The organism is Dyella soli, assembly GCF_054482295.1.
Map to the genome: position 1 here is coordinate 102,025 of NZ_JBTFFU010000001.1, position 14,134 is coordinate 116,158.

Genomic DNA, 14,134 nt, shown 5'->3' on the forward strand with positions numbered 1-14,134 from the left:
GTCTGCCCTGCCGCCGCCGCGCGGGGAGCGCAGGCGGCCGCTCAGTGGCCGTGGTCTTGCGCGGCGGCCGCGTCGTCCGGGCCGGAGGCGTTCGCCGGCCGCGCCAGGAAGTCCGTTGCCAGCGTGCTGCCGTCACCGAAGCGCAGGATCAGCTTCACCTTGTCGCCGGGCTTCACCGGCGCCGCGGCCTTCATCAGCATCAGGTGGTAACCGCCGGGTGCCAGCGCGGCCTTGCCATGCGCGGGAATGGGCAGGTCTTCCACGATGCTCATGCGGCCCATGCCGCCTTCGGTGCTGCTCTTGTGCAACATGACGCTGGTATAGCTCGCGCTGCTGGCGCCGCGCAGGCTGGCCGGCTGGTCCCCGCTGTTCTCCAGCGTCACGTACGCACCGGCGGGCAGGTCGCCGGGCAGCACGCGCAGCCATGCCTGGCTCGCACGGATGTGTTCCGCCTCGGTAGCCTGCGCGCCGCCTGCAAGCAGCAGGCCGGCAACCAGCAGGGGCATGCATCGGATGGCGTGACGGCGGCAGATCATGCGGGCGCTCCCGTGCCGAGCAGCAGGTGGAGGTCGTGGACGAGGTCGTCCTGGGTTCTTTCGGGCGTCGACAGCAGGCGAGCCTTGCCGTTGCGGTCAAACACATAGATGGCCGAACTGTGGCTCACCTCGTACTGGCCGTCGCCCTTGTCCGGTTCGCGCGTGAACGCCGAACGGTAGCGCTTGCTCAAGGCCTCGATCTCGCGCGGCGCGCCGGAGAGGCCCACGGCACGGGGGTCGAAAGCGTTGACGTAGGCGTGCATCACGTCCGGCGTGTCGCGGGACGGATCCACGCTCACGAACAGGATGCGCGCGCCGTCGGCCAGCGGGCCCAGTCGCTGCATCACCACGTGAAGCTGGGCGAGCGTCAGCGGGCAGACATCCGGGCAATGCGTGTAGCCGAAGTAGAGCAGGACCACCTTGCCACGGTAGTCAGCTCCGCTGACCGGCTTGCCTTGGTCGTTGACCAGGCGGAAGTCGAGGTCGGGCATGTGGCCGCTGACGTCGGTGAGTCGCCACTGGGCCGAACTGCCGCGGTCGCAGGCAGCCACCAGCAAGGTGCCCAGGACCAGCATCAGCAGCAGCGCGATGCGGCGGATGCGGGGAAGCTTCATGCGAGAATCGGAAGGAGTCATCTCTCAAGAATACGACACTGGCCGCCCGCCCGGCGCCAGGCGAGCGGAGGAACACCCGGCGATGCGACAAACTGCCCCTGCCGTCGGCGCGTTGATTGGCCTGGCCGGTGCCAGCGCGGTGCTGCTCGGCGCGTTCGGCGCGCATGCCCTGCGCGATGTGCTGGATGTGCGCGGCGCCGAGCTCTGGCACACGGCCGTGGGCTACCACTTCTGGCACGCGCTGGCGCTGGCCCTGGTGGCCATCGTTCCGGCGCACGGCCTGGCCCGGCGCGTATCGCTGGCCGCCTTCGCCGGCGGCATCGTGATTTTCTGCGGAAGCCTTTACGCGCTGGCGCTGGGTGCGCCGCGCTGGTTCGGCGCGATCACGCCGCTGGGCGGCGTGGCCTTCATCGTCGGCTGGATCGCGCTCGGCACGGCGCTGGCCGCGCGCGATCCGCGCTGAACGTCCTCAGGCGCGGTCCACGCGCGCCGCATAGCAGCCGGGGCGGGCCATGTGGATATGCAGATAGGCCGTGCCCTCGTCCTTGAACAGCCGCTCGAGCAAGGGCTCGAGGGCGGTACCTGGCACGACGTCGGCATCGCGCAGCAGGCCGCGTTCGTCGAAGCCACGCACGGAAAGCAGGCGTCGCCGCAACTGGTCGGGCACCTGGTCGACCTCGTCGAATTGCCGTTCGCCTTCGCGGATATAGATCGCGTGGCTGGCGCGGAACGGCGAGTCCGCCGGCTGGTGCTCGTAGTTGAGCAGGATCACCGCCTGGCCCGGTTCGGCATCGGTCAGGCTGATACGGCAAGGGTAGGCGTGTGGCTTGTCGGCCACCGTGCGCATCGCCTGGCGGGCGGCGAGCGCCGCGTCAGACAGTGAGAACAACTCGGCGAAGGGTTCGGCCGGCAGACCGGAGATGCGAAAGTGCATGGCTTGGGCTCCTGGACGGGTGTCCAAAGCATGCAGTTCCATGGTGTCGGCGGCCATCCGGATCTTGCGCCGCGCGCCCGCGGTACATCAGTCGACGCGAAAGACCTGGACGCCCTCGCATTCCGGGCAGCGGTAGCTCTGCAATTCGACGTGCTGCGCGTCGCTCCAGGCCTGGTCTTCGGGCGGCAGCCGGGGATGCGGCAGCATCTCGACCTTTTCGCCCGACTGGAAGCAGGTGTCGCACATCACGGGGCCGATGGGCAGCGAACGGTATTCGTGGGACATGGGACGTCTCTCCCTTGGGCGATCGCACGCGCCGTGCGATGCGAGCGTGTCAGCGCAGGCCGTGACCGTAGCGCTGGCTTCGTGCAGGCCGCGTCGAAGCGGCACCAGGGCGGGGCAGGGGCGTCAGTCGCTGTCGTCGTCGACGACGGGATCGGGCGCGCCGCGCTTCAGTCGTCCGTTTTTGCGCAGCGCCTCGCGCAAGACGAATTCGATCTGCGCGTTGACGCTGCGCAGATCGTCATCGGCCCAGCGCTGCATGGCTTCGAGCACGGCTGCGCTGATGCGCAGCGGGTAGGCTTTTTTCTCAGCCGCCATAGAGCGTGCCGGCGTTCACCACCGGCTGGGTGGCGCGATCGCCGCACAGCACCACCAGCAGGTTGCTGACCATGGCGGCCTTGCGCTCTTCGTCCAGCTCCACCACGCCTTGCTGCCTGAGCTTGTCCAGGGCCATCGCCACCATGCCCACGGCGCCTTCGACGATGCGCTCGCGCGCGGCGACGATGGCGCTGGCTTGCTGGCGCTGCAGCATGGCCTGGGCGATTTCCTGGGCGTAGGCAAGGTGGCTGATGCGCGCCTCGATGACCTGCATGCCCGCCTTGTCCAGGCGCGCCTGGATCTCGTCGCGCAGATGGTTGTTGATCACCTCGCCGTGGCTGCGCAGGGCGGGCTTGCCGTCGTCATGTGCGTCGTAAGGATAGTTCTGGGCCATCTGGCGCAGGGCGGACTCGCTCTGGATGGTGGCGAAGTTCTCGTAGTCGTCCACGCAGAACACCGCCTCGGCGGTGTCGACGACCTGCCACACGACGACGGCGGCGATCTCGATGGGATTGCCGTCGCTGTCGTTGACCTTGAGCTTGCCGCTCTCGAAGTTGCGCACGCGCAGCGAGACCCGACGCCGGCTGTAGAACGGGTTGGTCCAGCGCAGGCCCTCGTGGCGCACCGTGCCGGTGTACTTGCCGAACAGCTGCAGGACCTGGCCTTCGTTCGGTGCCACCTGGAAGAAACCCTTGAGCATGAGCGCAGTCACACCCATGACGCCGGCGCCGGCAAGGCCCATCCACGGCGCCGGGCCGCTGACCATGCCGACATAGAACGCCCCGGCGATCGCTGCCAGCGCGATGCAAAACACGATGGTCGGGATGCCAGCCACCGAAAAACCCTGCTGCTCGTTCATGGTGATTCCTCCTTGGATGGAGGAAGTAGATATCAAAAAGATATCAACAGCAAGTGCGCCTCAGGGCACGGCCCGGCTGGCGGGTTGCCCGGTCGAGCGGATGTCATCGATGCGCAGGCGGCCGAACAGGTTGGTCGCATTGAAGAAATGCCAGGGATCGCCGTCGCCCATGTCCAGGGCCAGGTGGGTGCTGTCGAAACCCTGCCGCGCGGCGTCGAAACTTTGCCAGCGCCCGTTGACCCAGGCCTGCACCCAGGCATGGGGCAGAAAGACGTGCGAGCGGCCGGCATAGCGGTCGCTGTAGACCATGCCGGTGACCACCCGCGCCGGGATGCCTTGCGCCCGCGCCAGCGCCGCCAGCAGCACCGCGTACTCGGTGCAGTCGCCCTGCCGCTGGGTGGCCACCTCCAGCGCGGACGCATAGCCCACGTCGAGCCCGTGCGGCGACACGTAGTCGCTCACGAACCGGCGCAGCCGCTGCATTTTCTGCAGGTTGTCCGGCGCTGCGCCCACTGCCTGTCCGGCGAGCCGGCGGATCAGCGGCGTATCCGATTGCAGCCAGGCATTGGGCAGCGAATCCTCCGCCCGCGGCGGCGGCTCGCCGCCCGCGCGCGGGGCGCCGATATCCACCAGCCAGTCGCCATGCCCCAGCGTCACCACGTGCTGTTCATCGGTGTCGATGGCCGGCGACGGCTCGCCTTCCGGGACATGCAGGCGGTAGCGCAGGAACGACGTCGCCAGCGCCCCGCGGATCGCGCGCGGCGAGTTCACCAGCGCCGCGCGGAACATGTCCGTCGGCTGCACCGGCGCCAGCGCGCAGGCCTGGTTGCAGGCGAGCATTTCCATCTCGCGGCCGAGCAGCTTGAGCGTGCCCTTGCGGGTCTGGCCGCGCTCGTCCAGCCACAGGTCGACCACCTGCGTTTCGCGCTGCGAGCTGAGCCGCTGGCGCTGGTGCACGAGGGTCGCCGTGCCGCCGGGCAAGGCCACGGGTTCGGTGCCGATGACCTCCATCGAGGCACGCGCGACGCGCAGGCTGGCCGGATCGAACATGCGCAGCTCGTAGCGCTGGCCCGGATGACTGTTGGCGCGAACCAGGGCCAGCCGCTGGCCTTCGCTCAGGACGGCGCCTCCCGGCCAGTCCAGCGCCTGTTGCCGCGACATGCCGCCGACCGTGGTGGTGACCATGAAGCTGCCGTCGGCCTGCCGCTGGCCGGCGACCGTGCTGTCCGTCGCGGACAGCGTCGTGCGCGCGGAGAAGGCCAGCGGCTGGCCAGTGGCGCTTTCCACGCTGCGGGTCATGCTGCTCAGCGGGATGTCCTTGCCGTTTCGACGAAACTGGATCGACAGGGTCTGGGTGGTGGTGACGAAGTCGCCGTCACGCTGGTACCGGATATGCACATAGCCGATCTTGCGGCCGTCCAGCAGCACGGTCATCCAGGTGCTGTCGTCGGTGGCAAGCGCAGCGGCCCTGGCAAGAGCGCAGACGGCGAGGCACAACGCCAGCACAAGCAGCAGCGGGGCGATCGGCTTGCGCATGGTCTTTCCGTGGGGACGGTGACGAGCACACTCAACGCCGCTTGCGTCCGGCTGTCAACGCACGAAAGAGTCATTGCGCGGCGGGTTGGAGCGATGCCCTCGGCCACGCTTACAATGCATCTTTGACACCCCGGAGATTTCGATGAAGCCGTTTGGCACGCCTTATTCCGACCATGCCCTGCGCGTGCTCCTGCTGGGCTCCGGCGAGCTGGGCAAGGAAGTGGCCATCGAGCTGCAGCGTCTTGCGGTGGAAGTGATCGCGGTGGACCGCTATGCCAACGCGCCGGCCATGCAGGTGGCGCATCGCAGCCACGTCATCGACATGCTCGATGGTGCCGCGCTGCGCGCCTTGATCGAGCAGGAAAGGCCCAACCTGGTCGTGCCGGAGATCGAGGCGATCCACACGCCCACGCTGATCGAGCTGGAGAAGGAAGGTCTGCGTGTGATCCCTACCGCGCGCGCCGCCTGGCTCACCATGGACCGCGAAGGCATCCGCCGCCTCGCCGCCGAAGACCTGCAGCTGCCCACCTCGCGCTACCGCTTCTGCGACAGCGAGGCGGATTACCGCGACGCCGCGACGAGCATCGGCCTGCCGTTCGTGATCAAGCCGGTGATGAGCTCGTCCGGCAAGGGACAGAGCGTGGTGCGGCAGGAGAGCGAGCTGCAGCACGCCTGGGATTACGCCCAGTCCGGCGGCCGCGCGGGCAAGGGCCGCGTCATCGTCGAGGGTTTCGTCGATTTCGACTACGAGATCACCTTGCTCACCGTGCGCCACAAGGACGGCGTGAGCTTCTGTGCGCCGATCGGCCACCGGCAGGAAGACGGCGACTATCGCGAGTCGTGGCAGCCGCAGCCGATGAGCGACGCCGCGCTCGTCGAAGCGCAGCGCCAGGCCGCCGCCATCACGGGCGCGCTCGGTGGCTGGGGCGTGTTTGGCGTCGAGTTCTTCGTCAAGGGCGACGCGGTCATTTTCTCGGAAGTGAGTCCGCGGCCGCATGACACCGGCCTGGTGACGCTGATTTCGCAGGACCTTTCCGAGTTTGCGCTGCACGCACGCGCCATCCTTGGCCTGCCAGTGCCGGCGATCCGCCAGCTGGGTCCGTCTGCCTCGTGTGCCGTGCTGGTGGAAGGCGAGGGCGAAGGTCCGCGCTACTTCAACGTGGCCGATGCGCTGGCCGAGCCTGACACGCAGTTGCGCATCTTCGGCAAGCCGGCGGTCAAGGGCCGTCGCCGCATGGCCGTGACGCTGGCGCGTGACGAGGGCATCGACGGCGCCAAGGCCAAGGCCATCCGCGCGGCCAGGGCACTGCGCGTGGAGCTGTAAGCTTTGCCCCCTCTCCCTACGGGGAGGGGGAAATGCATGACAACAGGAGAATGCGATGGAATCGTCGGGATTTGCCCATTGGCTGGTGGTCGTGGTCGAGACCTTCGCCGCACTGTTCCTGCTGTTCCTGGTCCTGCTGGTCGTGGTGGTGATGGTGGTGTGGCTGGTGGACCGCAACCAGACCACCAACTCGGTATTGCGCAACTACCCGGTGATCGGCCACTTCCGCTACTGGTTCCTGCACCTGGGGGAGTTCTTCCGGCAGTACCTGTATTCCAGCGACCGCGAAGAATTGCCGTTCAACCGTGCGCAGCGCATGTGGGTGTACCGCGCGGCCAAGAACGTGGACAACACCAACGCCTTCGGCTCCACCCGCGACCTGCGCGGCGAAGGCGTGCCGTTCTTCGTCAACGCGCCGTTTCCTGCGCTGGGCGAAAAGCACGTGGAGCCGCGACCGGTCACGCTCGGCCCGTTTGCGCGTGAGCCGTACGAGCATGCGGCGTTCTTCAATATCTCCGCGATGAGTTTTGGCGCGCTGTCCGCGCCGGCCGTGCGCGCGCTGTCCCGCGGCGCGGCGAAGGCCGGCATCTGGATGGATACGGGCGAAGGTGGCCTGGCGCCATATCACCTCGAGGGCGGCTGCGACATCGTTTTCGAGATCGGCACGGCCAAGTACGGCGTGCGCACGCCCGACGGCAAGCTCGACGACCAGAAGCTGCTGGCCATCTGCGCGCACAAGCAGGTCAGGATGGTCAGCATCAAGCTGGGCCAGGGCGCCAAGCCCGGCATGGGCGGCTTGCTGCCGGCAGTGAAAGTGACGCCTGAAATCGCCGCCATTCGCGGCATTCCGGTGGGGCAGGATTCGCAAAGCCCCAACCGTCACCTCGATATCGGCAATGTGCAGGAGTTGATGGATGCGATCGCCCACATCCGCGACCTGACCGGCAAGCCGGTGGGCTTCAAGGCCGTGATGGGCGGCGTCGAGTGGATTGCCGACCTGTGCGACGAGGTGCACAAGCGCGGCATCGAGACGGCCCCGGATTTCATCATCGTCGACGGCTCCGAAGGCGGTACCGGCGCCGCGCCGCAGACCCTGATGGAAGGCGTGGGCCTGCCGTTGCACGAATCGCTGCCGGCGCTGGTCGACATGCTCATCGTCAAGGGCCTGCGCGATCGCATCAAGGTGATCTGCTCGGGCAAATGCATCACCGCGTACGACGTGGCGTGGGCGCTGTCGATGGGCGCCGACTTCGTCAATTCCGCGCGTGGCTTCATGCTCGCGCTCGGCTGCATCCAGTCGCTGCAATGCAATCGCAACACCTGCCCCACCGGCATCACCACGCAGAACCCGAAGTTGCAGCGGGGCCTGGTGGTCACCGACAAGAGCGAACGGGTGGCGCACTACGCCACCAACGTGATGCATGAAGTGGGCATCATCGCGCACAGCTGTGGCGTCGACGAACCACGGCAACTCAATCGCACGCATTGCCGCGTCGTCGGTGACGACGGCTTGTCGGTGCCGCTGGTGAAGCTGTATCCCTATCCGGTCGTGCCGCGCACCGCGGCGCAGGGCTGACGCCAGCGTTGGGCGGCGAGGCCGCTCAACGCTCGGGCATGTCCACCCAGCCCTCGCTGGTGCGGATCTGCATCGGGCGGAAGCGGCGCTTGTAGTCCATCTTGGGATGGCCGGCGATCCAGAAGCCCAGGTAGATCCACGGCAGGCCACGGCGCTGGGCAAGCGCCACCTGCTGCAGGATGGCGTAGGTGCCGAGGCTGCGCGCGGTTTCGTCCGGGTCGAAGAACGTATACACGGCCGACAGGCCCTGCAGGCAGACGTCCGTCACCGCCACGCCGAGCAGGCGCGAACCCAGGCGGAATTCGAGGAACAGGGTGGGACTCCACGGCGCGGTCAGGAAGCGCCGGAAGTCGCTGGCGTCGGCTTCGTCCATGCCTCCGCCCGGGTGCCGGTTGCGCAGGTAGCGCTCGTACAGCGCGTGCCGCTCGGCGTTATAGCCGGCCATGGACTCCACCACCTGCAAGTCGGCGTTGCGCTTGAGGCACCGGCGTTGCGCGCGGTCGGGCATGAAGCGCGCCACATCGATGCGGCAGGGCGTGCAGGCACGGCAATTGACGCAGTAGGGGTAGTAAAGGTGGCCGCCGGCACGACGGAAGCCGCGTTCCAGCGCCGGGCCGTACAGCTGGTCGAGCTGGGGCGCGGCCGGATCGATCACCAGGTTCTGTGCCGTGCGCTCGGCAAAATAGCCGCAGGTGTGCGGCAGGGTCTGGAACAGGCGGACACGATCGGAGCGCATGGAGCGATTCTATGTCCGCTTCCACCCGCCGTGTGAATAGGAAAAAGGTCAAATACGGGCCCGGAGTCCGAGCCGGAGGCCGTCGGTTCAGCCAGCCGGCCTCAGATGACACCCATGTAACGCAGCATCAGCACGACGAAGGCGCCGGCGACGGCCAGCATGACGATGCGGCGGATGCGGTTGGCCGTGCTCTGCTGGCGCATTTCCGGCGTCGGGTTGCGGGCCAGGGCCAGCTCCTCGCCGTGGCGCACGACGGGCTCGATGCCCAGTTCCTTCAGCACCGTGCGGGCTTCGGTGTAGTCGTCGGCCTTGCTGACCCAGACCTGGGGCCAGCTCTCGCGGTTTTCCTGGCGCTGCGAATAGCTGAAGCGCTGGTAGGTGGGCTTGTTCCAGGTGGAACGGTTGACCACCGTGCACTCGATGCCTTTTTCCGTCAGCAGCGCGACCACGCGGTCGATGTTTTCCTGTCGGGGAGAGGTATACAGCTGACGCATGGAAGAAGCCTGTCGTGGCCGCCCGGCAGTGCGGGCGAGGGAATGGCGGCCCGGCGAACAGGTCGCGGGCCGCGGAGCGGCGGGCGGAGCCGGGCGAACCCTGGCGCTCCGAACACGCTGCGAATTTTACGGCAAACCGACCGCTCAGCCGCGCAGGCGGATCAGGCCTTCCTGTGCGGTCGAGGCGACCATGCGGCCATCGCGGCTGAAGATCTGGCCGCGCGCCAGCCCACGGGCACCCTGGGCAGTGGGGCTGTCGAACGAATACAGCAGCCATTCGTCGACCCGGAACGGGCGGTGGAACCACAGCGCGTGGTCCAGGCTGGCCATCTGCACGTTGTCGGTGTAGTAGGAAATGCCGTGCGGCAGGGTCGCCGTGCCGATCAGGTTGAAGTCGGAGGCATAGGCCAGCAGGGCACGGTGCAGGTCGGCCGAATCGCCCACCGGCGCGGTCAGCCGGAACCAGATGTGCTGGATCGGCGGACGCTTGGTCGGGTGCAGCTTGTCCTGCGGCCACACATGGCGGAACTCGAACGGGGCGTCCACGCCCAGCCAGCGCTGCAGCTTCTCGGGCAACTTGGCCAGTTGCCCCGGCGACAGCGGCTGCATGGGCTCGATGTCCTCCGGCATCGGCACTTCGGGCATCGAGGATTGATGCTCGAAGCCCGGCTCCGGCACCTGGAACGACACCGAGCCGTTCAGGATCGGCTGGCCGTGCTGGATGGCCACCACGCGGCGCGAAGAGAACGTGCCGCCGTCGCGGGCGCGCTCCACGCTGTAGACGATCGGCGCATGGATGTCGCCCGCGCGCAGGAAGTAGGCGTGCAGCGAATGCGCCGCGCGCTGTGGGTCCACCGTGCGTTGGGCGGCCGAAAGCGCCTGGCCGAGCACTTGCCCGCCAAACACGAAATGGGTGCCGATGTCCCGGCTCTGGCCGCGGAACAGGTTGTCCTCCAGGCGCTCAAGCTCCAGCAGGTCGACCAGCTCTCGGACGTGGGTTTCCGTCATGGAAGGGACTCGGGAAAGGGATGGCGGGCGATTATAGCGGGCACCCCGACCCGACTTCAGTGGCCGTTGCCGGTTCGCTCCAGTCCGCTGCCGTCCAGCACCTCCCGCCAGGGGAACAGCGGGCCCGGATCGAGCTTGCGCGGTACCTCCACGGCCGGGTCATCGGTGGCCGGCAGGCGCGCGGTGTCCAGGTCCTCATGACCGGCGATCAGGCGCAGATGCGGGTAGTCGAGCCGCAGCTGGGCCAGCAGGGCGCGCAGGGCGGCGATCTGGGCTGGCGTGTACGGTTCGGTCATGGTCTGGTGGCCGGCGTGCCACCAGTTGGGATAACGCCCCAGGTTCACCAGCTCGATGCCGATGGAGTTGGGGTTGTGGCCCCGCACGTGGTTGGCCACGCGGGTGCCCGGTACGTAGCGGTAGATGCTGCCGTCGCGGTCGATGTAGTAATGGCCGCTGTTGCCGACGCCGCTGTCGTAGACGGCCCGTTCGCCGTATTCGCGCGCCATGGCCAGGTCGGGCAACTCGGTGCAGTGGATGACCACCATCTCCACCGCGCTGGCGGGGCGCTCGGGCAGCAGGTCGACATAGGGCAGGGGCTGGTCGTGGATGGTCACTGGCATGGCCGCAGTCTCGCATGGCCGCCAGCCTCGCGGAACGCCGCCTGTTACGATGCGCGGCCTGATGCACGCAGTTTTGGAGTCCGCTATGCGCGGCCAGATCATTCTTTCGCACGGATCGGACTCCGGTCCGGACGCCACCAAGGTCAGCGTGCTGGCCGCCTTTGCCGAAACGCTCGGCTGGCAGACCCAACGACCGGATTACCGCACGGACGACGCGCTGGGCCATGCCGGCTCGGTGGCCCCGCGCATCCGGCGGCTGGTCGCCGCCATCGATGCCTGCGCAACGCCGCCCGTGCTGGTCGGTTCGAGCATGGGCGCGTTCGCCTCCGGCCTGGCATCGCTGCAGCGCCCGGTTGCCGGGCTGTTCCTGCTCGCCACGCCCAGCGCGATCCCGGGCTACGAGCAGGCTTTCGGGCTGCGGCCGAATGTGCCCACCGTGCTGTTCCACGGCTGGCAGGACGATGTGTGTCCGCCCGAGGGCGTGCTGGCCTTGGCAGGGCGCCGTCGCCTGCCGCTGGTGATGGTCGATGACGACCACCGCCTCGGTGCCACCGTGGATCGCATCGTCGAACAGTTCCGCCTGTTCCTCGGCCATCTGGCGGAGGCGGCATGAGCGCGTTCTTCGCCACCTGCCCCAAGGGCCTGGAATACCTGCTGCGCGACGAACTGGTCGCGCTGGGCGCTTCCGACGTGCGCGAGGCACTGGCCGGCGTGCACTTTGCCGGTTCGCTGGAAACGGCCTATCGCGCCTGCCTGTGGTCGCGGCTTGCCAGCCGCATCCTGCTGCCGCTGGCCGAGTTCGACGCGGGCACGGACGACGCGCTGTATGCCGGCGTGCAGGCGATCGACTGGTCGCAGCACCTGGCTTCCCATGCCACCCTCGCGGTGGACGCCAATGCGGCCCAGAGCAAGCTCACCCATAGCCAGTTCATCGCCCAGCGCGTGAAAGACGCCGTGGTCGACCAGTTCCGCCAGCGCGATGGTTCGCGCCCGGCCGTGGATACCGATGAGCCGGACGTGCGCATCAACCTGCGCCTGCGTCGCGACCGGGCCAACCTCTCGCTCGACCTCGCCGGCTCGCCCCTGCATCGCCGCGGCTGGCGCGAGCTGCAGGGCGAGGCGCCGCTGAAGGAAAACCTCGCCGCCGCGATGTTGTTGCGCGCGCGCTGGCCGGAAATCTATGCCGAGGGCGGCGCGCTGCTCGACCCCATGTGCGGCTCGGGCACGCTGCTGATCGAAGGCGCGTGGATGGCTGCCGACGTGGCCCCGGGCCTGCACCGCGAGTACTACGGCTTCCTTGGCTGGGCCCAGCACGACATCGCCGCGTGGCGAGCGCTGCTGGACGAGGCGCGCCAGCGTGCCGAGACCGGCCTGCGTGCGCTGCGCAGCTGTTTTTTCGGCAGTGATGCCGACCCGCGCATGGTGCAGACCGCCAAGCGCAACGCGCAGGAGGCTGGCGTAGCCGGCTTCTTTACGCTGGACAAGCACGACGTCACGCACGTGTCGCCGCCTGCCGGTTTTAGTCGCGGCCTGGTCATCACCAATCCGCCGTATGGCGAGCGCCTGGGCGACCGCGCCGAGATGCCGCGCCTGTATCGCGCCATCGGCGAAGCCCTGCGCGGGAGGTTCGCCGGCTGGCGGGCCGCCGTGCTGGCGGGTGATGCGGAGCTCGGCCACGCCATTCCCCTGCGCGCCGAGAAGAAGTATGCGCTGTACAACGGCGCCCTCGAGACGCAGCTGCTGGTGTTCGAACTGCACGCCCGCGATGACGCGCCGCGCGAAGTGAAGCCGCTGTCCGAGGGCGCCCAGATGCTGCGCAACCGGATCGACAAGAACGTGCGCCACTTGCGCAAGCGGCTGGAGCGCGAAGACATCCACTGCTGGCGTGCCTACGACCAGGACCTGCCGGAATACGCGGCCGCCATCGATGTCTATGGCAACGCGGGCGGGCAGCAGTGGCTGCACATCCAGGAATATCGCGCGCCGGCGGAGATTCCCGTCGAGACCGCCAGGCACCGCTTGCGCGAGATCGTGCGCGTGGCCGGCGAGGTGCTCGGTGTGCCGCGCGAGCGCATCGTGCTGAAGACCCGCGAGCGCGGCAAGGGCGGTTCCAAGTACGGCCAGTTCGACCAGCGCGGCGAGTTCATCGAAGTGGCGGAGGGCGGCCTGGCGTTCCTGGTCAACCTGACCGACTACCTGGATACCGGCCTGTTCATCGACCACCGCCTGGTGCGCGCCAGGCTGGGCGAGCTGGCCAAGGGCAAGCGCTTCCTCAACGTGTTCGCCTATACGGCCACGGCCAGCGTCTACGCGGCGGCTGGCGGCGCGCGGGACACCACCAGCGTGGACCTGTCGGCGACCTACCTCGACTGGGCTTCGCGCAACCTGGCCCTGAACGGGTTCACCGGCGCGCAGCACCGGCTGATGCAGGCCGACGCCATGATGTTCCTGCAACGCGACCGTGAGCGTTACGGGCTGATCTACGTCGATCCGCCGACGTTCTCCAACTCCAAGCGGGCCGAGGACTTTGACGTCCAGCGCGACCACGTGCAGCTGCTGCTGGCCTGCTCCGACCGTCTCACCTCTGATGGCGTGATCGTGTTTTCCAACAATTTCCGGCGCTTCAAGCTGGATCGTGAAGCGCTGGCTGAACGGTTCAGCATCGAGGACTGGAGCGCGCCGAGCATCCCGTTCGATTTCTCGCGGCGAGGTGACATCCATGGCTGCTGGCTGCTGCGCCCGCACCCGCAGGAGTCGCCCTGGGGCGGTAGTGTGAGCCACGTCCAGAAACAGGGTAAACGGTAGACAAACGGGACCGTTCTACTCAGTGCGGATTCAGCGCAAAAGTCAGAGCATGGGCACCGGCAAAGAGCGATGGCGGGCACTATGGAACCCCTCCGTCGGAATCAAGCCTCCCTTGGGAGACAACTCATGAACAAGACAAAGATTTCCGCCGTCAAGCGCGTGGCACTGGCGACCGTCATGCTGGTCGGTTGTGCCGCCGTCGCTCCGGCCTTCGCGGGCCATGTGAGCGTGAACGTGGGCATCGGTCTGCCAGTGGTGGGCGTCGGTTATTACGGTGGTCCGGCCTACTATCCGGCGCCGCCCCCGGTGGTCTACGCGCCGGCTCCCGTGGTCTATGAACCCGCACCGGTGGTGTACGGACCGGCGACCACGGTGATCGTGGGCCCGGGCGGCTACTACGGTCACGGCGGTGGTTACTACCATCGCGGCCCCGGCTACTACCACCGCGGTGGGTATCGTTACTACGGTCACTGATGCCACCCCTCAGGCGGT

The 14,134-nt window shown here is 67.9% G+C and carries 17 protein-coding genes; 6 read left to right on the forward strand and 11 right to left on the reverse strand.

All coding sequences use genetic code 11. From position 1 onward, the window contains the following. Positions 1-41: 41 nt before the first annotated feature. Together ACXU4B_RS00545 and ACXU4B_RS00550 are read right to left on the reverse strand one after the other, a co-directional pair. Positions 42-536, reverse strand: a complete 495-nt coding sequence (locus ACXU4B_RS00545) for a copper chaperone PCu(A)C (protein ID WP_131406732.1) — start codon at positions 534-536, stop codon at positions 42-44. Beyond that, positions 533-1,150: an SCO family protein gene (locus tag ACXU4B_RS00550; RefSeq protein WP_131406734.1), complete on the reverse strand. Its 618-nt coding sequence runs from the start codon at positions 1,148-1,150 to the stop codon at positions 533-535. Before ACXU4B_RS00550 ends, ACXU4B_RS00545 begins: the two co-directional genes overlap by 4 nt. A gap of 82 nt (positions 1,151-1,232) precedes the next feature. Here ACXU4B_RS00550 and ACXU4B_RS00555 point away from each other — a divergent pair, with 82 nt between their 5' ends. After that, positions 1,233-1,613: a DUF423 domain-containing protein gene (locus ACXU4B_RS00555; protein WP_131406736.1), complete on the forward strand. Its 381-nt coding sequence runs from the start codon at positions 1,233-1,235 to the stop codon at positions 1,611-1,613. Between the two features lie 6 nt (positions 1,614-1,619). Here ACXU4B_RS00555 and ACXU4B_RS00560 read toward each other — a convergent pair whose 3' ends face one another. From ACXU4B_RS00560 to ACXU4B_RS00580, 5 genes are all read right to left on the reverse strand, one after another. Beyond that, positions 1,620-2,084: a DUF1203 domain-containing protein gene (locus ACXU4B_RS00560; RefSeq protein ID WP_131406738.1), complete on the reverse strand. Its 465-nt coding sequence runs from the start codon at positions 2,082-2,084 to the stop codon at positions 1,620-1,622. Positions 2,085-2,171: 87 nt separating this feature from the next. Beyond that, the gene (locus ACXU4B_RS00565; protein WP_131406740.1) at positions 2,172-2,369 is read right to left on the reverse strand and encodes a hypothetical protein; all 198 of its coding nucleotides are present in this window, start codon (positions 2,367-2,369) and stop codon (positions 2,172-2,174) included. A gap of 123 nt (positions 2,370-2,492) precedes the next feature. Next, on the reverse strand, positions 2,493-2,684 hold the full coding sequence (locus tag ACXU4B_RS00570) for a type II toxin-antitoxin system antitoxin (protein WP_131406742.1): 192 nt from the start codon (positions 2,682-2,684) through the stop codon (positions 2,493-2,495). Next, positions 2,674-3,543, reverse strand: coding sequence for an SPFH domain-containing protein (locus ACXU4B_RS00575; protein WP_131406744.1), 870 nt, complete (start codon positions 3,541-3,543; stop codon positions 2,674-2,676). The genes ACXU4B_RS00570 and ACXU4B_RS00575 overlap by 11 nt, the downstream gene beginning before the upstream one ends. A 60-nt stretch (positions 3,544-3,603) precedes the next feature. Further along, positions 3,604-5,079 (reverse strand): transglutaminase-like domain-containing protein, encoded by a 1,476-nt coding sequence (locus tag ACXU4B_RS00580; RefSeq protein WP_131406746.1) that lies wholly within the window; start codon positions 5,077-5,079, stop codon positions 3,604-3,606. A 142-nt stretch (positions 5,080-5,221) separates the two neighbouring features. Between ACXU4B_RS00580 and purT the strand changes: the two genes are divergently transcribed. Continuing rightward, positions 5,222-6,403: a formate-dependent phosphoribosylglycinamide formyltransferase gene (purT, locus tag ACXU4B_RS00585; RefSeq protein ID WP_131406748.1), complete on the forward strand. Its 1,182-nt coding sequence runs from the start codon at positions 5,222-5,224 to the stop codon at positions 6,401-6,403. A 55-nt stretch (positions 6,404-6,458) separates the two neighbouring features. Beyond that, entirely contained in the window at positions 6,459-7,979 is a 1,521-nt protein-coding gene (locus ACXU4B_RS00590; protein ID WP_131406750.1) for an FMN-binding glutamate synthase family protein, read from the forward strand. Between the two features lie 25 nt (positions 7,980-8,004). Here the strand turns inward: ACXU4B_RS00590 and ACXU4B_RS00595 are convergent, their stop codons facing one another. From ACXU4B_RS00595 to ACXU4B_RS00610, 4 genes are all read right to left on the reverse strand, one after another. Beyond that, positions 8,005-8,715, reverse strand: coding sequence for an arginyltransferase (locus tag ACXU4B_RS00595; RefSeq protein ID WP_131406752.1), 711 nt, complete (start codon positions 8,713-8,715; stop codon positions 8,005-8,007). 101 nt (positions 8,716-8,816) lie between these two features. After that, entirely contained in the window at positions 8,817-9,209 is a 393-nt protein-coding gene (locus ACXU4B_RS00600) for a putative signal transducing protein (RefSeq protein WP_131406754.1), read from the reverse strand. A 144-nt stretch (positions 9,210-9,353) separates the two neighbouring features. Further along, a complete protein-coding gene (gene tesB / locus ACXU4B_RS00605; protein ID WP_131406756.1) occupies positions 9,354-10,217 on the reverse strand; it encodes an acyl-CoA thioesterase II in 864 nt (287 codons plus the stop codon). Positions 10,218-10,273: 56 nt separating this feature from the next. Then, positions 10,274-10,837 (reverse strand): N-acetylmuramoyl-L-alanine amidase, encoded by a 564-nt coding sequence (locus ACXU4B_RS00610; RefSeq protein ID WP_131406758.1) that lies wholly within the window; start codon positions 10,835-10,837, stop codon positions 10,274-10,276. A gap of 85 nt (positions 10,838-10,922) precedes the next feature. Here ACXU4B_RS00610 and ACXU4B_RS00615 point away from each other — a divergent pair, with 85 nt between their 5' ends. From ACXU4B_RS00615 to ACXU4B_RS00625, 3 genes are all read left to right on the forward strand, one after another. Continuing rightward, positions 10,923-11,450 carry an alpha/beta hydrolase gene (locus tag ACXU4B_RS00615; RefSeq protein ID WP_131406760.1) on the forward strand — a complete coding sequence of 176 codons (528 nt, stop codon included), beginning with the start codon at positions 10,923-10,925 and terminating at the stop codon, positions 11,448-11,450. Next, a complete protein-coding gene (gene rlmKL / locus ACXU4B_RS00620; RefSeq protein ID WP_131406762.1) occupies positions 11,447-13,642 on the forward strand; it encodes a bifunctional 23S rRNA (guanine(2069)-N(7))-methyltransferase RlmK/23S rRNA (guanine(2445)-N(2))-methyltransferase RlmL in 2,196 nt (731 codons plus the stop codon). Before ACXU4B_RS00615 ends, rlmKL begins: the two co-directional genes overlap by 4 nt. A 126-nt stretch (positions 13,643-13,768) precedes the next feature. Continuing rightward, entirely contained in the window at positions 13,769-14,116 is a 348-nt protein-coding gene (locus ACXU4B_RS00625; RefSeq protein WP_165583106.1) for a hypothetical protein, read from the forward strand. The last annotated feature ends 18 nt before the right edge of the window (positions 14,117-14,134 follow it).

Bases quoted from the DNA above. Each gene is read 5' to 3' on its own strand.
- ACXU4B_RS00545 (WP_131406732.1), bottom strand. From the start codon at position 536: ATGATCTGCCGCCGTCACGCCATCCGATGCATGCCCCTGCTGGTTGCC.
- ACXU4B_RS00550 (WP_131406734.1), bottom strand. From the start codon at position 1,150: ATGAAGCTTCCCCGCATCCGCCGCATCGCGCTGCTGCTGATGCTGGTC.
- ACXU4B_RS00555 (WP_131406736.1), top strand. From the start codon at position 1,233: ATGCGACAAACTGCCCCTGCCGTCGGCGCGTTGATTGGCCTGGCCGGT.
- ACXU4B_RS00560 (WP_131406738.1), bottom strand. From the start codon at position 2,084: ATGCACTTTCGCATCTCCGGTCTGCCGGCCGAACCCTTCGCCGAGTTG.
- ACXU4B_RS00565 (WP_131406740.1), bottom strand. From the start codon at position 2,369: ATGTCCCACGAATACCGTTCGCTGCCCATCGGCCCCGTGATGTGCGAC.
- ACXU4B_RS00570 (WP_131406742.1), bottom strand. From the start codon at position 2,684: ATGGCGGCTGAGAAAAAAGCCTACCCGCTGCGCATCAGCGCAGCCGTG.
- ACXU4B_RS00575 (WP_131406744.1), bottom strand. From the start codon at position 3,543: ATGAACGAGCAGCAGGGTTTTTCGGTGGCTGGCATCCCGACCATCGTG.
- ACXU4B_RS00580 (WP_131406746.1), bottom strand. From the start codon at position 5,079: ATGCGCAAGCCGATCGCCCCGCTGCTGCTTGTGCTGGCGTTGTGCCTC.
- purT (WP_131406748.1), top strand. From the start codon at position 5,222: ATGAAGCCGTTTGGCACGCCTTATTCCGACCATGCCCTGCGCGTGCTC.
- ACXU4B_RS00590 (WP_131406750.1), top strand. From the start codon at position 6,459: ATGGAATCGTCGGGATTTGCCCATTGGCTGGTGGTCGTGGTCGAGACC.
- ACXU4B_RS00595 (WP_131406752.1), bottom strand. From the start codon at position 8,715: ATGCGCTCCGATCGTGTCCGCCTGTTCCAGACCCTGCCGCACACCTGC.
- ACXU4B_RS00600 (WP_131406754.1), bottom strand. From the start codon at position 9,209: ATGCGTCAGCTGTATACCTCTCCCCGACAGGAAAACATCGACCGCGTG.
- tesB (WP_131406756.1), bottom strand. From the start codon at position 10,217: ATGACGGAAACCCACGTCCGAGAGCTGGTCGACCTGCTGGAGCTTGAG.
- ACXU4B_RS00610 (WP_131406758.1), bottom strand. From the start codon at position 10,837: ATGCCAGTGACCATCCACGACCAGCCCCTGCCCTATGTCGACCTGCTG.
- ACXU4B_RS00615 (WP_131406760.1), top strand. From the start codon at position 10,923: ATGCGCGGCCAGATCATTCTTTCGCACGGATCGGACTCCGGTCCGGAC.
- rlmKL (WP_131406762.1), top strand. From the start codon at position 11,447: ATGAGCGCGTTCTTCGCCACCTGCCCCAAGGGCCTGGAATACCTGCTG.
- ACXU4B_RS00625 (WP_165583106.1), top strand. From the start codon at position 13,769: ATGAACAAGACAAAGATTTCCGCCGTCAAGCGCGTGGCACTGGCGACC.